Source organism: Siminovitchia terrae (genome assembly GCF_003605405.2).
Classification (GTDB): Bacteria; Bacillota; Bacilli; order Bacillales; family Bacillaceae_C; genus Siminovitchia; species Siminovitchia terrae.
Genome location: NZ_QYTW02000007.1, coordinates 1 through 18172, shown reverse-complemented (window position 1 = coordinate 18172; position 18172 = coordinate 1). Strand labels below are relative to the sequence as shown.

General features: G+C 41.5%; 20 protein-coding genes. 6 read left to right on the top strand and 14 right to left on the bottom strand.

Translation table 11 applies throughout. The features are described from left to right. Positions 1–519: 519 nt before the first annotated feature. Both deoD and D5F11_RS09205 read right to left on the bottom strand, forming a co-directional pair. Positions 520–1221, bottom strand: a complete 702-nt coding sequence (deoD, locus tag D5F11_RS09210) for a purine-nucleoside phosphorylase (protein ID WP_120118153.1) — start codon at positions 1219–1221, stop codon at positions 520–522. Positions 1222–1316: 95 nt separating this feature from the next. Continuing rightward, positions 1317–2267 carry an NAD(P)H-dependent flavin oxidoreductase gene (locus D5F11_RS09205; RefSeq protein WP_185830598.1) on the bottom strand — a complete coding sequence of 317 codons (951 nt, stop codon included), beginning with the start codon at positions 2265–2267 and terminating at the stop codon, positions 1317–1319. A 79-nt stretch (positions 2268–2346) separates the two neighbouring features. On the opposite strand from D5F11_RS09205, the gene D5F11_RS09200 reads away from it, so the two are divergent. After that, positions 2347–2865 carry a gamma carbonic anhydrase family protein gene (locus D5F11_RS09200; protein ID WP_120118151.1) on the top strand — a complete coding sequence of 173 codons (519 nt, stop codon included), beginning with the start codon at positions 2347–2349 and terminating at the stop codon, positions 2863–2865. 42 nt (positions 2866–2907) lie between these two features. Here D5F11_RS09200 and paaX read toward each other — a convergent pair whose 3' ends face one another. The 10 genes from paaX to D5F11_RS09150 all read right to left on the bottom strand — a co-directional run bounded on the left by paaX (position 2908) and on the right by D5F11_RS09150 (position 11787). After that, positions 2908–3789: a phenylacetic acid degradation operon negative regulatory protein PaaX gene (gene paaX / locus D5F11_RS09195; RefSeq protein ID WP_120118201.1), complete on the bottom strand. Its 882-nt coding sequence runs from the start codon at positions 3787–3789 to the stop codon at positions 2908–2910. Between the two features lie 210 nt (positions 3790–3999). After that, positions 4000–5202 carry a thiolase family protein gene (locus D5F11_RS09190; RefSeq protein ID WP_120118150.1) on the bottom strand — a complete coding sequence of 401 codons (1203 nt, stop codon included), beginning with the start codon at positions 5200–5202 and terminating at the stop codon, positions 4000–4002. After that, complete coding sequence (locus D5F11_RS09185) at positions 5199–6074, bottom strand: 3-hydroxyacyl-CoA dehydrogenase (protein ID WP_120118149.1); 876 nt, start codon at positions 6072–6074, stop codon at positions 5199–5201. Before D5F11_RS09185 ends, D5F11_RS09190 begins: the two co-directional genes overlap by 4 nt. Positions 6075–6147: 73 nt before the next feature. Next, the gene (gene paaD, locus D5F11_RS09180; RefSeq protein WP_120118148.1) at positions 6148–6645 is read right to left on the bottom strand and encodes a 1,2-phenylacetyl-CoA epoxidase subunit PaaD; all 498 of its coding nucleotides are present in this window, start codon (positions 6643–6645) and stop codon (positions 6148–6150) included. A 22-nt stretch (positions 6646–6667) separates the two neighbouring features. Beyond that, entirely contained in the window at positions 6668–7474 is an 807-nt protein-coding gene (paaC, locus tag D5F11_RS09175; protein WP_120118147.1) for a 1,2-phenylacetyl-CoA epoxidase subunit PaaC, read from the bottom strand. Next, the gene (paaB, locus tag D5F11_RS09170) at positions 7471–7821 is read right to left on the bottom strand and encodes a 1,2-phenylacetyl-CoA epoxidase subunit PaaB (RefSeq protein ID WP_120118146.1); all 351 of its coding nucleotides are present in this window, start codon (positions 7819–7821) and stop codon (positions 7471–7473) included. Before paaB ends, paaC begins: the two co-directional genes overlap by 4 nt. Before the next feature lie 12 nt (positions 7822–7833). Further along, entirely contained in the window at positions 7834–8790 is a 957-nt protein-coding gene (gene paaA / locus D5F11_RS09165; protein WP_120118145.1) for a 1,2-phenylacetyl-CoA epoxidase subunit PaaA, read from the bottom strand. Positions 8791–8894: 104 nt separating this feature from the next. After that, the gene (locus D5F11_RS09160; RefSeq protein ID WP_120118144.1) at positions 8895–9143 is read right to left on the bottom strand and encodes a ferredoxin; all 249 of its coding nucleotides are present in this window, start codon (positions 9141–9143) and stop codon (positions 8895–8897) included. 268 nt (positions 9144–9411) lie between these two features. Beyond that, positions 9412–10416 (bottom strand): NAD(P)/FAD-dependent oxidoreductase, encoded by a 1005-nt coding sequence (locus D5F11_RS09155; protein WP_120118143.1) that lies wholly within the window; start codon positions 10414–10416, stop codon positions 9412–9414. Between the two features lie 36 nt (positions 10417–10452). Further along, a complete protein-coding gene (locus D5F11_RS09150; protein ID WP_120118142.1) occupies positions 10453–11787 on the bottom strand; it encodes a phenylacetate--CoA ligase family protein in 1335 nt (444 codons plus the stop codon). Between the two features lie 464 nt (positions 11788–12251). On the opposite strand from D5F11_RS09150, the gene D5F11_RS09145 reads away from it, so the two are divergent. From D5F11_RS09145 to D5F11_RS09125, 5 genes are all read left to right on the top strand, one after another. After that, positions 12252–13442: an ABC transporter substrate-binding protein gene (locus D5F11_RS09145; RefSeq protein WP_376785287.1), complete on the top strand. Its 1191-nt coding sequence runs from the start codon at positions 12252–12254 to the stop codon at positions 13440–13442. Between the two features lie 84 nt (positions 13443–13526). Beyond that, positions 13527–14408, top strand: coding sequence for a branched-chain amino acid ABC transporter permease (locus tag D5F11_RS09140; protein ID WP_120118140.1), 882 nt, complete (start codon positions 13527–13529; stop codon positions 14406–14408). Positions 14409–14411: 3 nt separating this feature from the next. Next, entirely contained in the window at positions 14412–15458 is a 1047-nt protein-coding gene (locus tag D5F11_RS09135) for a branched-chain amino acid ABC transporter permease (RefSeq protein ID WP_120118139.1), read from the top strand. After that, entirely contained in the window at positions 15458–16237 is a 780-nt protein-coding gene (locus D5F11_RS09130) for an ABC transporter ATP-binding protein (protein WP_185830615.1), read from the top strand. Before D5F11_RS09135 ends, D5F11_RS09130 begins: the two co-directional genes overlap by 1 nt. 1 nt (position 16238) lies before the next feature. Beyond that, positions 16239–16976, top strand: a complete 738-nt coding sequence (locus D5F11_RS09125) for an ABC transporter ATP-binding protein (RefSeq protein ID WP_120118137.1) — start codon at positions 16239–16241, stop codon at positions 16974–16976. A gap of 10 nt (positions 16977–16986) precedes the next feature. Here D5F11_RS09125 and D5F11_RS09120 read toward each other — a convergent pair whose 3' ends face one another. Next, entirely contained in the window at positions 16987–17439 is a 453-nt protein-coding gene (locus D5F11_RS09120) for a hotdog fold thioesterase (protein ID WP_120118136.1), read from the bottom strand. Then, complete coding sequence (locus D5F11_RS09115) at positions 17423–17890, bottom strand: PaaI family thioesterase (RefSeq protein WP_120118135.1); 468 nt, start codon at positions 17888–17890, stop codon at positions 17423–17425. The genes D5F11_RS09120 and D5F11_RS09115 overlap by 17 nt, the downstream gene beginning before the upstream one ends. Positions 17891–18172: the final 282 nt, after the last annotated feature.

The following is an 18172-nucleotide window of genomic DNA, read 5'->3' as shown; positions in this document are numbered from 1 at the left end:
AATTTTTTATTATATACTTGTACCCATCCTCAATTATTGAAGTTGACCATTTTTCCCTCACATTAGACAAAATTTTAAAGGCGTCTATTGCTCCTTGAATTGAGTCTCCTTGTTAATCCATATCCAGCTATTAGATGAGATACACTGTGAAAAATATCGTCTACATCCATTATTAGCTATTTTTGGATAGGATAAACTTCTAGTTTTCAAACGTTGTTCTATTTAAGCATTAATTTTTTTCATTGCAAACTTGCTTTTGCCCATTGCTGTTTTTGCTATTTACAGCATTTATCTCAAAGTAAAAAAGCATATTCATTCAGTAAAAAAATGAACATGCTTTTACTTCGTTAATGTGATTCATAAAAAAACGCACTCATATTTGAGTGCGCCTGATTGTTGAAGAATTATAAATATGACAAGCAAGTGACGCTTACAATGCCCATCTGTAATGGCCACTTTATGTCACTTGCTTGTTTTTCTCTGAATAAGTTAATCTTGAAAAGCTTATAGCATCAAGGGTTATTTAATAGTTGTTTCCAATGCCACTTCAATCATTTCATTGAAGGTTGTCTGACGTTCTTCTGCTGTTGTCAGTTCTCCTGTCAATATATGGTCACTCACTGTCAAAATAGAAAGGGCTTTGCGGCCGAATTTTGCCGCCAATGTGTAGAGTGCAGCAGTCTCCATTTCGATAGCCAGAATACCGTACTGTGCCCATTTCTCATGCTCGGCATTATCATTATAAAACATGTCGGCTGTGAAAACATTCCCTACTTTTAAATGTAGTCCTTTGTCCACACCTTCATCATATGCTCTTTTCAATAGATCAAACGATGCGGTTGGAGCATAATCAATGCCGTTGAAGGTTAAACGGTTCATTTGAGAGTCAGTAGAGGCGGACATGGCAAGAATGACATCTCGTACTTTAACATCTTTCTGAATCGCACCGCATGTTCCCACACGGATCAAATTTTGTACATTATAGCTTTCCATCAGTTCATTAATATAAATGGAAATGGACGGTACACCCATCCCAGTCCCTTGGACGGAAATTCTTTTCCCCTTGTATTCTCCGGTATATCCAAGCATGTTCCGAACAGTATTATAAACTTGCGCATTTTCCAAGAAAGTTTCGGCAATATATTTGGCACGCAGCGGATCGCCCGGTAGAAGAACCGTATCTGCAATAGCTGAATCAGGTGCATTTATATGTATACTCATTCATGTTCCCCCTTCCATATTTCACCTTCTATATTAAATGTTTGCCAGCCTTCGTGCAAATCAACTCAGAAAAATCGGCTTAAAAAATCCACAAGTTACTGAAATTGTTTATCCACACATTTTATTTGATTTTGAGTTTGTTCCATCATTTCTTCAAACAGCTGCTTAACAGATGGTATGTGCTGAATCAGTCCTGCTGCCTGCCCGCCATTTACATAACCTTTTTCAAAATCTCCCTGGATAGCTCCTTTCACATGAAACTGCTCAGAGGTCTTTTCCAAAAACTCCTCTTCTGTCATACCCTTTTTCTCTGAATCAATTAATGAAGCAGCATAGTCTCCCTTGAGAACCCTTCTAACTCTTCCCAACGATCGGCCTAGGATGATTGTTCCGAGATCATCGGAATGAAGGACCTTCTCTTTATAAGCTTTATGAAATGGTGCCTCCCTTACAGCGACAAATCTTGTCCCCATCTGGACACCGCTTGCTCCAAGCATAAGGGCGGCCGCCAGCCCTCTTCCATCTGCAATTCCTCCAGCTGCAAAAACAGGTATGCCAACCTTATCAACAATTTGAGGAATAAGTGAAAAGGTGGTCAGTTCAAGACTAGAATTGATTCCGGCAGCTTCAAAGCCTTCGGCAACAAGCACGTCAGCACCGGCTTCCTCTGCTTTTATCGCATGTTTGACAGATGCGACAATCACGATCGCTTTAATGTCGTTTCTTTGTAAAATAGGTATGAATGGAGCCGGGTTGCCCGCAGATAAAGAGACCGCAGCAATCCTATGCTTAATTGCCAAGTCAATCAATTCGTTTGTATACTTCGTCACGGAAATTGGAATGTTCAACGAAAAAGGCTTTGTGGTCTTGCTCTTTATATCCAAAATCAGTTTCTCTACCTCATCCGGCGGCATCGTGCCAGCTCCCACTGTTCCCAATCCACCGGCTTCTGAAACGGCCGAAGTTAATGGAGCATTACTGATGTTTCCCATACCGCCTTGGATGATTGGATACGTGATGCCCAATAAATCACATGCATATTTCAAATTTTTCACCATCCTGAAAAATAATGTTATAGTAAAAGAGACAATAAATTTTTAATATTATTTCAATGGAGGTTGCGTAATGAAAATAACGTATAACCAAACAGCTCCAGAAGTTCACCCTTCCGTATTTGTCGCTCCAGGAGCCTATTTAATCGGTGATGTCACAATCGGAATGGAATCGACCATTTGGTTTAATGCCGTTCTGCGCGGAGATGAGGGGCCTGTAAAGGTCGGCCAAAGATGCAGTATTCAAGATAATTCAACTCTTCATATGTACGAAGGATGTCCGGTCATAATTGAAGACGAAGTCACTGTCGGACACAATGTCATTCTACATGGCTGCAAAATTGGAAAGCGCTCTATTATTGGAATGGGTTCCACCATTTTGGATCATGTGGAAATAGGGGAAGAATGCATTATCGGAGCCAACACATTAATCCCCTCAGGCAAAAAAATACCGCCCAGATCGCTTGTTATCGGCTCTCCGGGAAAAGTTGTCCGGGAATTGAATGATAAAGATTTGGAACTGATCCAATTATCCATCGATACATATGTACAGAAAGGAAAGGAATACAACTCGATATTGGCTAAGGGTTAAAGCTTTCTTCCTGCCTTCTCAGCCTTGTGAAGGCAGTTTATTTCATTTGACAATGTATGGATGGTCATTCGCGTTATAGGCCTTATCTTTTTTCCGCAAGTCGTTACCTTTTTCAAAAACGGCTTCGAAAAAATCGCTCGCTGGTTCAGCCAAAAGCTGATAGTATTGCCTGAAAAGCAGTGCTGCATGGTTGCCGCTCCACATTGGTGGCAGCAACTCTTTTGGCAGTCCCGGATCTATGAACAGGAACTTTCGGTATTCATGCACCAGTTTCGTTCTCTCCACAAAGCAATCGGCATCGCTCATTTTTCCTTCATTGAGCAAACTTTGATGTATAATAAATTGTTTACCGTATGCTGAAACAAACTCTTCATATTTCGCTTCGATTTCTTCCAATGGCCAACTCTTCTTCACTAATTCGGCATTATCTTTTGGCCCCATATATTCAGATGCGAAAAAGTCCACGAATTCCTGAATCTCATATTTTTCAATTAACCATTCCACTTCTTTCTCCAAATTATTAGGAGAAATCCAACAACTGTGTGTGAAGCTGCCAAAACCGCTCCAAAGCAGTTCTTTCCTGAGGTCATCCCTGATTTGTCTTTTTTCTTCCGGAATAGAATACATAAGCATTCTCCACTTCCCATCCCATTCATGAGGATCCAGCTTAAATATTCTACGACCCGCTTCATCTATACGGCTGACGCCGCGCGTTGTTAAAAAGTAGTAGCTCTTATTTCCCTGTCTCTCTGACTGTAACCATCCCTGCTTTACCATCCTTGATACTGCCACCCTTACCGCTTGTTCATTGTGGCCGAACTCCTTCAACAGCCGGATTAGACTGCCAATCCAAATTTTGTTTCCATAATGGCGAATATAGTCACCATATATTGTAAAGATCATTGATTGTGTGTTTAGCCCCATACATCCGTCACTCTTTTCTTTACAAATCATTTTTAACTGAATTATACCATTCTTGAAGTAAAGAATAAGCAAAAACTGCTCCTGGATGTCTTGTTAAGAAAAGGGCAAACGCCATGCCCGATCTCTTCGCCTTCACCAGGACTCCCCATCGATATTCATCAAAACATTAGAATAAATACCCTTACTTTGATAAAGCAAGGGTACTTGACATCATCCCTTATTTTCAACGATGACTGAAATTCCTTGACCAACTCCGATACACATAGTGGCAAGCCCGTATTTTGAACCTCGTCTTTTCAATTCATAAATCAAGGTGGTCAGAATTCTGGCGCCGCTTGCACCAAGAGGATGCCCAAAAGCAATGGCGCCTCCATTAACATTCACCTTTTCCTTATCCAGACCAAGTTCTTTAATACACTGCAAAGACTGGGATGCAAAAGCTTCATTAAGCTCCACCAAATCTATCTCATCTACTCTTAATCCTGCACGCCCCAGGGCCTTTTTACTCGAGTAGATCGGTCCAAGCCCCATAACAGCCGGCTCAAGCCCTGCAACAGCGCCAATCTTATAAGTAACCAAAGGTTTGAACCCCAGTTCTTCCGCTTTGTCTTTGCTCATTAGTAAAAGAGCTGCGGCTCCGTCATTCACGCCGGAAGCGTTCCCTGCAGTGACCGTTCCTCCGCTGAAAAGCGGTCTTAGTTTTGATAATTTTTCAAGAGAAGTATCCGGGCGTGGATGTTCGTCACGATCTACAATGATTTCATTTCCTTTTCTGTCTGTATAAACGACAGGAATAATTTCTTCCTTAAAAATATTTTCTTCTATCGCCCTCTTAGCCTTCATTTGACTTTCCAAAGCAAACCTGTCTTGTTCTTCTCTGGAAATACCGAAGCGCTTTGCAACATTTTCTGCGGTTTCTGGCATGGTGTCCGCTCCATACATTTCTTTCAATTTTGGATTGGTAAAACGCCACCCGATAGTCGTATCCTGGAGTTCCATTGGACCACGTGGAAACTCCTTATCAGGCTTTGCCATGACCAGCGGTGCCCTTGTCATACTTTCCGTTCCGCCGGCAATGAAAATGTCGCCATCACCAACAGCAATTGCCCTCGCAGCATACATTACCGCATCTAGGCCCGATCCGCACAGTCGATTGACTGTTGTCCCGGCAACATGTAAAGGCAGCCCAGCCAATAATGTGGACATGCGGGCAACGTTTCTATTGTCTTCCCCTGCCTGGTTTGCATTTCCTAGTACAACCTCCTCAATTTCTTCTTTTGGAAATCCAGGATTACGATTAATTAAGGCTTCGATAACTACAGCGCCCAAATCATCGGGACGAATGTGTTTCAATGCCCCTTTATACCTGCCAAATGGCGTCCTGACAGCATCTACTATCACAACTTCTCTCATTTTTCTATCAACTCTTTTTCATTATTTGTATAGTCATAAACACCTTTTCCACTTTTCCGTCCTAACCTGCCAGCTTTTACATATTGTTCTAGCAGCGGTGCCGGTCTATACTTTTCACCGAGTTTCTCATGAAGGTATTTCAGGTTGTTCAAGCGTGCATCCAGTCCAACGAGATCGGCCAGTTCAAAAGGTCCCATTGGGTAATTCAAGCCCAGCTTGATTGCTTTATCAATATCTTCTGGTTTTCCGAGGCCTTCCTGAAGCATATAGAACGCTTCATTTCCAACAAGTGCACTGATCCTGCTTGTGACAAAACCCGGAAATTCATTGATGACAACAGTTTGTTTTCCCATCTTCTCCGCCGTATTTTTGATCGTTTCTGCCGTTTCTTCACTCGTTTCCAATCCCTTAATAATTTCAACCAAAGGCATTTTATGGACCGGATTGAAAAAGTGCATGGCGATTGTTTTGTCCGGCCTCTTTGCATAAGAGGCAATCTCTGTAGGACTCATCGTTGATGTGTTCGTGGCAAACAGACAGTGTGCCGGTGCGGATTCCTCTATCGTTTCAAACACCTGTCTCTTTATCTCTCCTTTTTCTGGAACAGCTTCAATGATTAAATCCACAGTAGAAGCGGCTTCTTTCAAGTCTGTACTGTAGACTAGCTTATCTTTGATATGTGCAAAACCTTCATTGGTAAGCTTTCCTATTGCCAATCCTTTCTCTGCAATTTTAACAATTTCTTCTTTTGCCTTATGGAGGGCTTCTTCACTTACATCTGTGAGGATAACTGAGTAGCCTGCCGCAGCAGCTACATAGGCTATGCCCCTTCCCATAACTCCAGAACCGACCACTGTAATGTTTTGAATCATTCGTTTACCTCCTTGTAAAAAAGTACGAATAGAAAACTAGTCATCCTCTATTCGTACAGTGTTTAACTCCTATTCAAATGTTTGAAATCGGTTTCATCGCTTCGAATGGATTTTTGCAAGATTTACAATATAAGATGCTTCTGCATGCTGTTGGACCGAAAATATTCTCCATTGTTACGTAAGTTGATCCACAGTATGGACAGTCAACATGCCAAGTTCCATCTTCTTCCATATGCCGAGGAGGTGGTGCAATTCCAAACGCTTTCAAGCCTTCATGTCCTTTTGGTGTAATTCGGTCAGATGTCCATGGCGGATGATAAACGAAACGAACTTTTGCTGTTTCTGCCGACGTAGAAAACTTGATGGCTTTTACAATATTTCGTTCGATTATTTCCAATGCAGGGCATCCGAGGAAAGTTGGCAGTACATCCACTGTCACATTGCTGTCATCAATATGGATGTTTTCAATCATTCCCAAATCAATCACGCTGACTGTATCAATCTCCGGATCTTTGACAGTATCCAAGATTTCTATGATGGTATCTTTGGAAATGGGCATGGCTGTCTTCATTATTGATCACACTCCTTGCATATTACCATGAAGCTGCAGTATCCAAACGATATACCTCTGAAAGAGTTTCAAGAGCGGAATCCAAATCCGGCGAATGGTCTCCAACCCTTCCATTCATACTCGGTTGTTCTGGGATTTCAGGAAGCTCCAAATCAAGAGATGTGTATGTTTTTTCCAACTCAGCAAACCATCTTTTCTGTAGGAGTGATCCTTCTTCAATTAAACCATATTCGTGAATGTCTTTTGTCACTTTTCCAAACATAAACATATCTCCAAAGTCTTTTATAACTTCATCTATCGCATTTTTCATCCTCTCGATTGCCTCGTCGGAAGAACTCAAGAGCTGTACAAACCAAGTTTTCCAATGAAGCGAATGGTAAAAAAGCTCCATGTTCACCCTTGTAGCTATTTCAGCAGCAGGTCTGTATGAACTATTCTTCAATGAATCTATTTTCACTTTCTTTGCGGTGGTATAAAAATAGTTTCTTACAACGGCATAAGCCCAATCATATTTCGGTGTTTCCATATAATTGCCTTCGCCATTCGGCCTTTCTACAAGGATGCTGTTTCTGCGCTCCTTGGAAGGACGAGAGTGCGCCAGCTCATCCGCTGTACCATATTCCAACTCCTCGAGTAGACTGTAAAACATAGTGGCGTGACCCATGCAATCCTGACTAATGGAGGAGAAAGCCACATCTTCCTCAATATGAGGTGCCAATCCGAGCCATTCGGAGCCTCGAAATGAAATCAAAAAATCATCATCTGCAAATTGAAACAGCAAATCTGCAACCGCCTCTTTATATTTCACATCGCCTTTAACATCTGTCATTTCTTACCATCCCCTCCCCAAGAAAGAATTTCTTTCTCATCCAGCATTTTTTGTTCATATTGCCGCCATTTCTTTTTTAAATAGCCATAGCCTTTTGTTGTCCTGTAATCCTTATTATCTAAACGGGCAAGGCTTCTTTTCTCTTCCGGATCCAGTGAACGGATATGATCCCTTTTTACGACCCAAATATCCACTACCGGTTCTCTCCTCATAAAGTTCTCCTGCGCCATGACCAATGCTATTTCTTCATTTGGAGCCAAGAGGCAGAATTGATGCTGGATTGGTGAAGTTGCGGTACGTTTACTAAAAACTTCATACTCATGATAAAACGTGTTTTCGGCAGTCATGACTTTTCCTCCTTATACATGGCTGAGCGCCTCCCGCACCCATGCGTTATTTTCATATGAAACTCTTCTTAAATTTAGACGTGCCTGGGATCTTGGGCCTTCGTTTTTGAGGATCTTTTTGAATTCATTCCAATCCGGCTGTCTGTATTCCCACCTGTCTTCCTCTTCAATATATTTAAGTGTGGGATCTGGAATGCTTAATCCCAGTGAGTGAATACGGGGGATATACTTGTTGAAAAAGTCCTGTCTCAATTGCTCATTCGTTTTCGTCCTAATTTTGTATTTGATTGTAACGTCCTGCTTGGATTGCCCTGTCGTCTCTCTGCTTGCTGGTCCAAAAAACATCAATAAAGCTTCCCACCAGCGGTTTAAGGCATCCTGGATCATTTGCTTCTGCTCCTCTGTTCCTTCAGCAAGCGCCATGATAATCGCTTCACCATGCTGGGCATGGAATACTTCCTCCGCACAAATGCGCTGAAGTGCTCTAGCGTATGGTCCATATGATGCTCCTAGCATGTTTGTCTGTGTAATGATAGCAGCTCCATCTACCAGCCAGCCAATTAGGCCGGCATCAGCCCATGTTAGCGTTCTCATATGAAATACGTTATGAAACTTCAAATCTCCTTTAAATAAATCTTTCATTAAGTCATCCCTGTTTTTTCCATATGGCTTTAAAAGATCTTCGGCTACCCTCAATAATAATTGGCCGTGCCCCATTTCATCCTGAACCTTTGCCATAATCCCAAGCTTTCTTCTTAAAGACGGTGCCTTAGGGACCCATTCCTTCTCAGGAAGCGCTCCCATAATTTCACTAATTCCATGCATTGAAATTAATTTGATCAAAGCTATTCGATATTCATCAGGCATCCAATCATCTGCTTCTATTTTGTCACCCGTTTCAATTCTTTCTATAAAGCTTTCCAATTTTTTAGCGTCCGTAGTATCTTCTGAATATATTAAGGCCTCCATATATGCAACCTCCCCATTTACATAACAAGGTTTTAACGTTATTGTATGTTATCGTTATATTTAAATCAATAGTTTCCCCTTTAACTATGAATCAAAGACCTATCTTATCCTGCTTTTTCGGTCTGACCTTCAAACGGAACATCTGCAACTTTAATGGAATCTGTCGGACATCCATCACAAGCATCCTCTAAATCATCATGCAGTTCTTCCGGGACCTGCATCGTACCTGTATTTTCATCGAGAATCACATATGACAAGCCTTCGTCATCATAATCAAAAATATCAGGAGCACAAGCTCCGCAAGAACCACAAGCAATACATGTATCCTGATCGACAATTGTATACTTTGGCATAATTGGTATCCTCCTTTGTTTAAGCTCAAAGAATCCTAGAATCAAGTCAAATCTATGCGTTTATGTTCATTTCCAGCTTCTATCGGCAGGGCAGGCATTGTCTTGGCTCAACAACATCATGCAAAAGATGCTATTGCAAACGTAGTGATAGAATCTTTGGTTAAATATCTGTTTGAGGATGCTTCGGTCAATCTGATGTTCCAATGAATTGACCGAAGCGCTGGTCACCTCCAAACAGGCAGATACGGTATTTCGGTTCAATCTGTATTCAAACATTTACTTTTTTATTTTCCATAACCGTGGTGCTGTGTATCGGCTGGACCTTTGATGACGGATCCATCCATACTTTTGCATTGCTTACTGCGATTGGGGCTTCTCCGAACCCTGTGGCGATCAGTTTGACCTTGCCTTCATACGTATTGATGTCTCCCACCGCATAGACCCCTTTAATATTTGTTTCCATTTTTGAGTTAACCATAATTGAATTTTTTTCAATTTCTAGTCCCCAGTCTTTGATAGGCCCAAGAGAAGCCACAAAACCGTAATTGCATAAAACGGCATCCACGTTAACTGAAATTTCCTCTTTTGTTTTAACATGCTGTAGAATGACCTGTTCGATTTGCTGGTCACCTATCAGGTCGATTGGGACATGGGGTGTAAAAATATTGACCGAAGATTGGTGAAGCAATTCTGTGCTGTGTTCGTGAGCCCTGAATTTATCCCTTCGGTGTACTATATTCACTTCTTGAGCAATCGGCTCAAGCATAAGAGACCAATCCACCGCAGAGTCCCCACCACCAAAAACAATGACTCTCTTTCCTGAAAACTTTGTCATGTTATCCACAAAATAATGAAGATTCTCTTCTTCGTATATCGTTGCTTTTTCCAACGGAAGCTTTCTTGGCTGAAAAGCTCCATTTCCTGCAGTGATAATTACGGCTCGTGAAAAATGCCTTCCTTTATTGGTAGTCAATATAAAAGTACCGTCGTGTGCCTTCATTAAAGACTCTACCGATTCCTCCAGACAAACTTCCTGCTCAAACAACTGCATCTGATTCGTTAAATTCCCGACTAGCTCCTGGGCACGAACCTTTGGAAATCCCGCTACATCATAAATGTATTTTTCAGGATACAAAGCCGTGAGTTGCCCACCCAACTGTGGCAGGCTCTCAACGATCTTGACTGACATTTGTCTTAAACCTGCATAAAATGCAGTAAACATTCCAGCAGGCCCGCCCCCAATAATTGTTATATCAAATATTTTATTATTCATTTGTGTTTTAAAGCTCTCCTTTTCAACAATACTCTGTTAAGAAAGTATAGCCGGGTCCTTTTTTCTCCGATCAACAATTCTGATCGCTTTACCTTCTGATCTTGGAATGCTCTTAGGTGTCCCAATCACCGTTTTCACCGAAACAAGACAGGCTGATTTAATTTCATGCTTGACCTTTCTTTCAAGCATCAATACTTGTTCATGTTCGAGATCCCCATTTAATCCGGTGTAAAGGTCCTCACTTATTTCAACATGCAGTTCTGCACAATCCATCGGACCATCTTTTATGAGCATAATTTGATAATGCGGCGCCAATCCGTCGATTTGCAAAAGGACCCGTTCCATTTCTGAAGGAAATACATTTACTCCCCTAATGATGATCATGTCATCTGTTCTTCCCTTTACTCTGGACATCCTAGTCGTTGTCCTTCCACATTCACATTTTTCACGGGTGATGGATGCAATATCTCCCGTACGGTATCTGATTAATGGAAACGCTTCCTTTGTAAGCGAAGTGAAAACAAGCTCTCCGTCTTCACCGTCTTTGACAGTCTCCAAGGTTTCGGGATCAATGACCTCCACCAGAAAATGATCGTCAGCAATATGCAGGCCATCCTGTGCCACATGGCATTCAATCGACACTCCCGGGCCCATAATTTCACTTAAGCCGTAAATATCAACCGCTTTTATTCCGAGCATATCTTCAATCGTTGAGCGCATTCCTTCCGACCATGGCTCTGCACCAAAAATCCCATATTTCAAGCTGTTATTTCTTGAATCAAGTCCCATTTCCCTCATTTTTTCCGCAATGTTTAATGCATAAGAGGGAGTACATGCCAATCCTTTTGGCTTGAAATCCTGTATGGTCAAAATCTGTCTCTCTGTATTTCCGCCAGAAATGGGTACGACCGCTACTCCCAACTGTTCCGCTCCGAAATGCAGCCCTAGCCCTCCAGTGAACAATCCATATCCATATGCATTGTGGAATACATCTCCTCTGCTTCCCCCTGCAGCCACGATTGCTCGGGCAATTAGCTCTGACCATACTTTTATATCATTTTTCGTATAACTGACAACTGTAGGTTTTCCACTTGTCCCAGATGATCCATGTAATCGGACGATATTTTCAATCGGCTCAGCAAATAACCCAAAAGGATAGTTATCTCTCAAGTCTTTTTTGTGTGTAAAAGGAAGCTTCTCAACTTCCTTTAAACTTTTAATATCATCTATTTTTATTCCTTTTTCATCGAATTTCTCTTTATAAAATGGCACTCTGTTATATACCCTGTCCAATGTTTCCTGTAATCGTGCATATTGCAATTCTTCTTTTTCCGCAATTGATAACGCTTCCATTCCAGGGTTATAAATCATTGAATCTACCTCCATTTGCTTTTCTCTGTAGCTTTAATGTAACAAAGGTCTGTCGTTTGCAAATAAATATGTTATATGTGTAATTTTATCTCTTCATCAAAAAATGTCAACAGTTTTTTCGGAAAATTTGATTTGTTTGTGGTCATTCGCTTTTTGAGACTCAAAATACCTTATATACTTAAATTTACCTATCCAACCTCTCCATTGTCATATACTTGTAATTTTTCTAATTATTATGTTTACAACATTTTTTTATTATGGTATCTTTGTCTCAAGTTGTAAGGGCTTTCTTACCACCCGTTTTTCTTTTGTAATAGAGCTCTTTAGGAGGTGAATATAACAAGAATAAGCCTGTAGCTTCGCAATGATTCTATAAAAAAATTTAAGAGGAAATGTGAAAAAACATGGATCAAGAAACACACACTCATTCTAGTTCGTTAAAAAGGGGAAAGTATATGAAGAATATCAAATTATGGCTTTTTGGTCTTATGGCTTTTGTATTAGTTGGTGCAATGGCAGCATGCGGAAATAAAGAAGAAACCTCTGGTGGAGGCTCCAGCGGCGGGGATAAATCTGAAGAAATTAAAATCGGGAGTATCATAGACGCATCAGGCAGTGCAGCTCCATTAGGCAAACCGGAAGAAGAAACAATCAAAATGATTATTGACGAAGTGAATGGAAACGGTGGAATCGATGGAAAGAAAATAAAACTCATCTCAATAGATTCCAAATCAGACCAAAACGAAGCGGTTTTGGGTATGAAAAAATTAATCGAACAGGAAAAAGTTACAGCGATTATCGGCGGAACAATCAGTGGGAACAGTCTGGCGATGATTCCTCTTGCTGAAAAAGCACAGGTGCCATACATCTCTCTTGCTGCGAGTAAACAGGTGAACCAACCTGACGACAATTCACCACGTGACTGGACTTACAAGACTGCCCAAGGTGATGATGTAGTAATCCCTAAATTGCTAGAATATTTAGAAGGTAAGAAATTAACGAAAGTAGCATGGCTGGGTGTTGCGAACTCATACGGTACCAGCGGCCATGAGGAATTTGAAAAACTAAAAGGCGACTACGGTATTGAGGCTGTCATTGAGGATGAATTTGAAGCGACAGTTAACGATGCGAAATCTATGCTTACTAGAGTTAAAAAAGCCAATCCGCAAGCAATCATTGTCTGGGGAACAGCCCAGGAATCTGCAGTAGTGACTAAGAACATACGTGAAATTGGTCTAGATGTTCCAATCATTGAAAGTCACGGAATTGGCACAAAAGAATTTATCGAACTCGCCGGTGATGCAGCAAACGGAGTCATCTTTCCGGCCGGCAAACTGCTTGTAGTCGATCAGCTCGGGGACGACGATTCACAGAAAGAAGTGTTGAATCAATTTAAAGAAAGCTATGAAAATAAATTTGATAATGCAGCAAGCACATTTGGCGGACATGCCTTCGATGCTGTACATATTTTGGTCAATGCATTGGAGGAAGTTGGAACTGATAAGGAAAAATTGCGTGAAGCATTGGAGAATACCGAAGGTTTTGTAGGTATTTCTGGTGTATTCAACATGTCTGCCGATGACCATAACGGTCTCAAATCCGACAGCTTGGCAATGATTGAAATCAAGGATGGCAGTTGGACAAAAGGAGAGTGATTGTATGGCAGGGAATATGTTCTATTCCCTGCTTTCTCCTTCTGTAACAGTCTTCTTTGCACTAACACTGAAAGGAGTTTAATGATGGAGCTTTTGACCCAAATACTTCAATTGATTTTTTCAGGTTTAACGATTGGGAGTATTTATGCTCTTATCGCTATCGGCTTTGTCATCACATATAATATCACCGGTGTCCTGAATTTTGCCCAGGGAGAATTTGCCATGCTTGGTGCCATGTTAGCAATTACATTTGTATCGATGAACATACCAATGCCGATCGGTATTATTTTGAGCATTGTAATTGTCGTTCTTATAGGTGGGGTTTTTGAGAGGTCTGCCATTTATCCTGCGAGGAATTCTTCCTTGCCCACTCTTATTATCATTACAATCGGAGTGGCCATTGCCATACGCGGGCTGGCTATTCTACTTTGGGGAACTCAGCCTAAATCACTGGCTCCGTTTACCAAAAACGATCCAATTAATATAATGAATGCTGTTTTGCTTCCACAAAGCATTTGGGCCATTGGGATTTCGTTCATTAGTTTGATTGCGATGTTTTACTTTTTTAATAAAACCTTTGTAGGTAAAGCCGTAACAGCTTGTGTAGTCAATCGCAGCGCAGCGCGTTTAATGGGAATCAAACCGGAATGGATGTCCTTCCTCTCAATTTCTGTCAGTGCTGGATTGGGTGCGGTCGCCGGAATTATCATCGCTCCTATTTCAGGCGCCTCTTATGAAATGGGTCTCATGCTGGGAGTGAAGGCTTTTGTTGCAGCCATCATAGGCGGGCTTACTAATGCTCCTGCTGCAATTATCGGTGCTTTCATGATCGGTATTTTAGAATCTTTCACCGAAGGACTGTGGACTTCAGGCTACAAAGATGCTGTTATTTTTGCCTTGCTACTATTGGTTTTATTTTTCAAGCCAAGCGGACTATTTGCAAAAGCAAGCGGAAAGCGAGTATAGCATATGATTGATAAACATAACCAACCAAAACAACTGATTGGAGTAGCAATTTTGGTTGCACTCTTTACTGCCATTCCATTTTTTGCAAACTCTTTCATGCTCAGTGTCATGATTATGATTGGCTTATACGCCATCGTCACTTCCGGTTTAACTATGCTCATGGGATATGCGGGCCAAATATCGTTAGGACACGCAGCGTTTTATGGAATCGGAGCTTATTCAGCCGCTATTGTCACAGGAACCTATGGTTTGCCAAGTGTAGTGGGCATTTTGACAGGAGTTGTCATCGCTTCTCTGATTGCAGTAGTTATCGGCATCCCAACTTTAAAGCTCAAAGAAAACTATTTAGCGCTTGCAACGCTGGGATTCGGCATCATCATTTTTGTGTTTTTTAAAGAATTCAAAACACTTACAGGAGGATTGAATGGCTTTTTTGGAATCCCTTCTTTTGAGCTTTTTGGTTTTACGTTTAATACAGATATGAAGTTTTACTATTTGGTTTGGCTTATCCTCTTCTTAAGCATTTTGTTTTCTAACAATATCATCCACTCCCGGGTTGGAAGAGCTTTAAGATCTATTCATGGGAGTGATATTGCTGCCAATTCCATTGGCGTCAATATCCAGCAGTATAAATTAAAAGTGTTCGTCCTAAGTGCGGTCTATGCTTCAATTGCTGGGAGCCTGTATGCACATTATGTCTCCTTCATCAATCCGGAACTGTTTACAGCCATGGAGTCAATTAACCTGTTAATTATGGTTGTCATTGGAGGTTCCTCAAGTATCTGGGGAGGTATGATTGGAGCGATTGTGTACGTTCTACTTAATGAGGGCCTGAAAGATGTTGTCCCTATCCTTCTCCCAAGTGTAGGCGGAGAATTCCAGATCATCTTTTTCGGTTTTTTGCTGGTAGTCATTTTGATTTATATGCCGCAGGGACTTGCACCAGTATTGGGAAAGCTCTGGAACTTGATCCCTTTTCGCAGTAAAAAAGAACACCCATCCATCAAAAAGAAAAATGAGCCTAAAGTATCGGCAGGAGGTAGTAAATGATGAGCAATCCCTTGCTGGAAGTAAATGGACTCACAAAGTCGTTTGGAGGTGTCGTAGCGGTGGATAAAGTCGATTTCCACCTTAATCCCGGTGAAATCGTAGCGGTCATCGGTCCGAACGGCGCCGGAAAAACAACCTTGTTCAACATGATTACGGGTGTTTTGCCTCCTACATCGGGCAAGGTTTATTTCAATGAGAAAGAAATAACTGGCAAACAGCCTTATCAAATCGCAAAGGAGGGAATCACTCGGACATTTCAAAATCTACAGGTGTTTGAGAATATGACCGTAATAGAAAACGTAATGACCGGTGTACATTGCCGCCTAAAGACTGGGTTTTTAACCTCAGGATTCAGGCTCCCGCTTGTTAGGAGAGAAGAAAAACAGGCTAGCGAAATTGCGATGCATTACTTGGATAAAGTGGGTATTGCCGATCTGGCACATGAGGACTCTAAAGTTCTTCCATACGGAAATCAACGCTTATTGGAAATTGCCCGCGCTGCGGCCTCCTCACCAAAATTGATTCTGCTGGATGAACCTATGGCCGGCTTAAATCCTCAGGAATCAGCACAGCTTGTCCAGGTCATCAAACAAATGAGAGGTGAAGGTATGTCGTTCCTGTTTGTGGAACATGATATGGAAACTGTAATGGGGATTTCCGACCGGATTGTTGTCATCGATTATGGCAAAAAAATCGCTGAGGGGACTCCGGCTGAAATCTATGAAAATGAAAAAGTCATTGCCGCCTATTTAGGCACTGATGACGAGGAGGCGATATAAGTTGCTGCAAGTCGATAACATTCATACGTATCACGGGTTCCTCCATGTGCTAAAAGGCATTTCATTTACACTTGAAAAAGGAGAAATTTTTGCCATCGTCGGTTCCAATGGTGCAGGAAAAAGCACCTTGCTTGGCACCATTGCAGGAGTGTATCTCCAAAAAGAAGGAGATATCATATACGAAGGCCAAAGCATTGGTAAAAATAAGGTAGAGCAAATTGTCAAACGGGGTATTTGCCTTGTCCCGGAGCGGAGACAAATCTTTGATGCGCTTTCGGTCAAGGATAACCTCATGCTCGGGGCCTACCACCGGATCAAAGAAGGTAAAAAGACTTTGCAAAGAGATATGGACCGTTGTTATGAACTGTTCCCTAAATTAAAAACGATGGAAGACCGTCCCGGCGGACTGTTGAGTGGCGGGGAGCAACAAATGCTGGCCATTGCCCGAGGTTTGATGTCAAATCCGAAATTGATGATGCTTGACGAACCTTCTTTGGGTCTGGCACCCTTGATTGTGAAAGATATCATGAATATACTTGATCATCTTCGAAAGGAATTCAATACGACGATCATCCTTGTAGAACAAAATGTAAAAGCGGCTCTGAAGGTGGCAGACCGTGCCTGTGTCATAGAGCGGGGAGAAATCGTCATTAATGGAGATGCAAAAGAACTGATGAAAGACCCCCGTGTCCGGGACGCTTATTTGGGAGGAAAAAAAGAGACCAGCTTCATTTCTTGAAGCCGGTCTCTTACTCCATTTCTTCCACTGGAACAAAAAAATCATTTTTACGGTAGACTGTAGCATCCATGGTCGCAAGCAGTTCATCACCACAGAACACTTTGATCTTGTACCAGGCAAGCCTGTTGCTTTTCTTCTCTTCGACCGCTTCCGCTCGCAGAATATCTCCTTTTTTTGCAGGGGCCATAAAGTTCATTGTTGTAGTAAGGCCTACAGCTGTCTTCCCATAAGAATTACTGGCAGATGCAAACACATAGTCCGCCAAAGCGAATAAAATAGCTCCATGTACAGTCTCATGTGTATTCAACATGTGTTTCTGTATCTCTAATGTTGCAGATGCTGTTCCTTCCCCTAACGTTTCCAGCTTGATTCCCAAATGTTGAGCATACGGCTCCTGTTCCATTATAGAAAAGATATCCTTATAGAATGATTGATGTACCTTTCTTTCATCTACTTTTTTCATTTTCAGCATCTTCCTTAGGCAATAGTATTGATTTTTGATGGATTAACACAGATGAAACGCACGAAGCCACCTTTTTATCATTTTGAACCAACTCTGCAGTCACATAGGCAATTGTCCGTCCAAGCCTCTCCACTTCCGCTTTGATTTCGATAACCCCTTCAACTGCCGGTCGATGAAATGTCGTATCCAAGTCAATGGATGCAAATCCATTTTCATCAGTCAATAAAGATGAAATCGCATATGCCATCATAATATCTGCAGCGGCTGATAAGAATCCTCCCATGACTACGTCCGATCCGTTTATGTACTTACTATCAACTTTCCAACCCCCTTGGGAAATCCCGTTTTCGGCTCTGTTAACTTTTATTTGCATCGTAAGGTCACAAGGAGGCGGTGTTTCCGCTTCCATTACAACCCTCTGCAGATCGCTCATAGTGTATATTTTGGCCATGACTGTACCTTCCCTTATATCATTTTATAAACGAATTATACATTTTTAGTTATATTTAATCAATTGAATTTTTCGAAATTTAGATAAAGTTCCTCTTTATCATTTCCTGACAGAAGACTCCCACTTCAAGGAATATAAAGGGCGGAGCCCAATAAGTAAGTGGGAGATGAATGTCGGTTGGTGACAGCCAAAACGGGTATCATTATGATAAAATGGAAACAAACGTTCTTGTTGTGAGGTGAAATTAATGTTAGTCAACAAAGCGTACAAATTTCGCATATA

Excerpts from the sequence above, each read along its gene's own strand:
- deoD (WP_120118153.1), bottom strand. The coding sequence starts at position 1,221 with ATGAGTATACATATAAATGCACCTGATTCAGCTATTGCAGATACGGTT.
- D5F11_RS09200 (WP_120118151.1), top strand. The coding sequence starts at position 2,347 with ATGAAAATAACGTATAACCAAACAGCTCCAGAAGTTCACCCTTCCGTA.
- paaX (WP_120118201.1), bottom strand. The coding sequence starts at position 3,789 with ATGGGGCTAAACACACAATCAATGATCTTTACAATATATGGTGACTAT.
- D5F11_RS09190 (WP_120118150.1), bottom strand. The coding sequence starts at position 5,202 with ATGAGAGAAGTTGTGATAGTAGATGCTGTCAGGACGCCATTTGGCAGG.
- D5F11_RS09185 (WP_120118149.1), bottom strand. The coding sequence starts at position 6,074 with ATGATTCAAAACATTACAGTGGTCGGTTCTGGAGTTATGGGAAGGGGC.
- paaD (WP_120118148.1), bottom strand. The coding sequence starts at position 6,645 with ATGAAGACAGCCATGCCCATTTCCAAAGATACCATCATAGAAATCTTG.
- paaC (WP_120118147.1), bottom strand. The coding sequence starts at position 7,474 with ATGACAGATGTTAAAGGCGATGTGAAATATAAAGAGGCGGTTGCAGAT.
- paaB (WP_120118146.1), bottom strand. The coding sequence starts at position 7,821 with ATGACTGCCGAAAACACGTTTTATCATGAGTATGAAGTTTTTAGTAAA.
- paaA (WP_120118145.1), bottom strand. The coding sequence starts at position 8,790 with ATGGAGGCCTTAATATATTCAGAAGATACTACGGACGCTAAAAAATTG.
- D5F11_RS09160 (WP_120118144.1), bottom strand. The coding sequence starts at position 9,143 with ATGCCAAAGTATACAATTGTCGATCAGGATACATGTATTGCTTGTGGT.
- D5F11_RS09155 (WP_120118143.1), bottom strand. The coding sequence starts at position 10,416 with ATGAATAATAAAATATTTGATATAACAATTATTGGGGGCGGGCCTGCT.
- D5F11_RS09150 (WP_120118142.1), bottom strand. The coding sequence starts at position 11,787 with ATGATTTATAACCCTGGAATGGAAGCGTTATCAATTGCGGAAAAAGAA.
- D5F11_RS09140 (WP_120118140.1), top strand. The coding sequence starts at position 13,527 with ATGGAGCTTTTGACCCAAATACTTCAATTGATTTTTTCAGGTTTAACG.
- D5F11_RS09135 (WP_120118139.1), top strand. The coding sequence starts at position 14,412 with ATGATTGATAAACATAACCAACCAAAACAACTGATTGGAGTAGCAATT.
- D5F11_RS09130 (WP_185830615.1), top strand. The coding sequence starts at position 15,458 with ATGAGCAATCCCTTGCTGGAAGTAAATGGACTCACAAAGTCGTTTGGA.
- D5F11_RS09120 (WP_120118136.1), bottom strand. The coding sequence starts at position 17,439 with ATGAAAAAAGTAGATGAAAGAAAGGTACATCAATCATTCTATAAGGAT.
- D5F11_RS09115 (WP_120118135.1), bottom strand. The coding sequence starts at position 17,890 with ATGGCCAAAATATACACTATGAGCGATCTGCAGAGGGTTGTAATGGAA.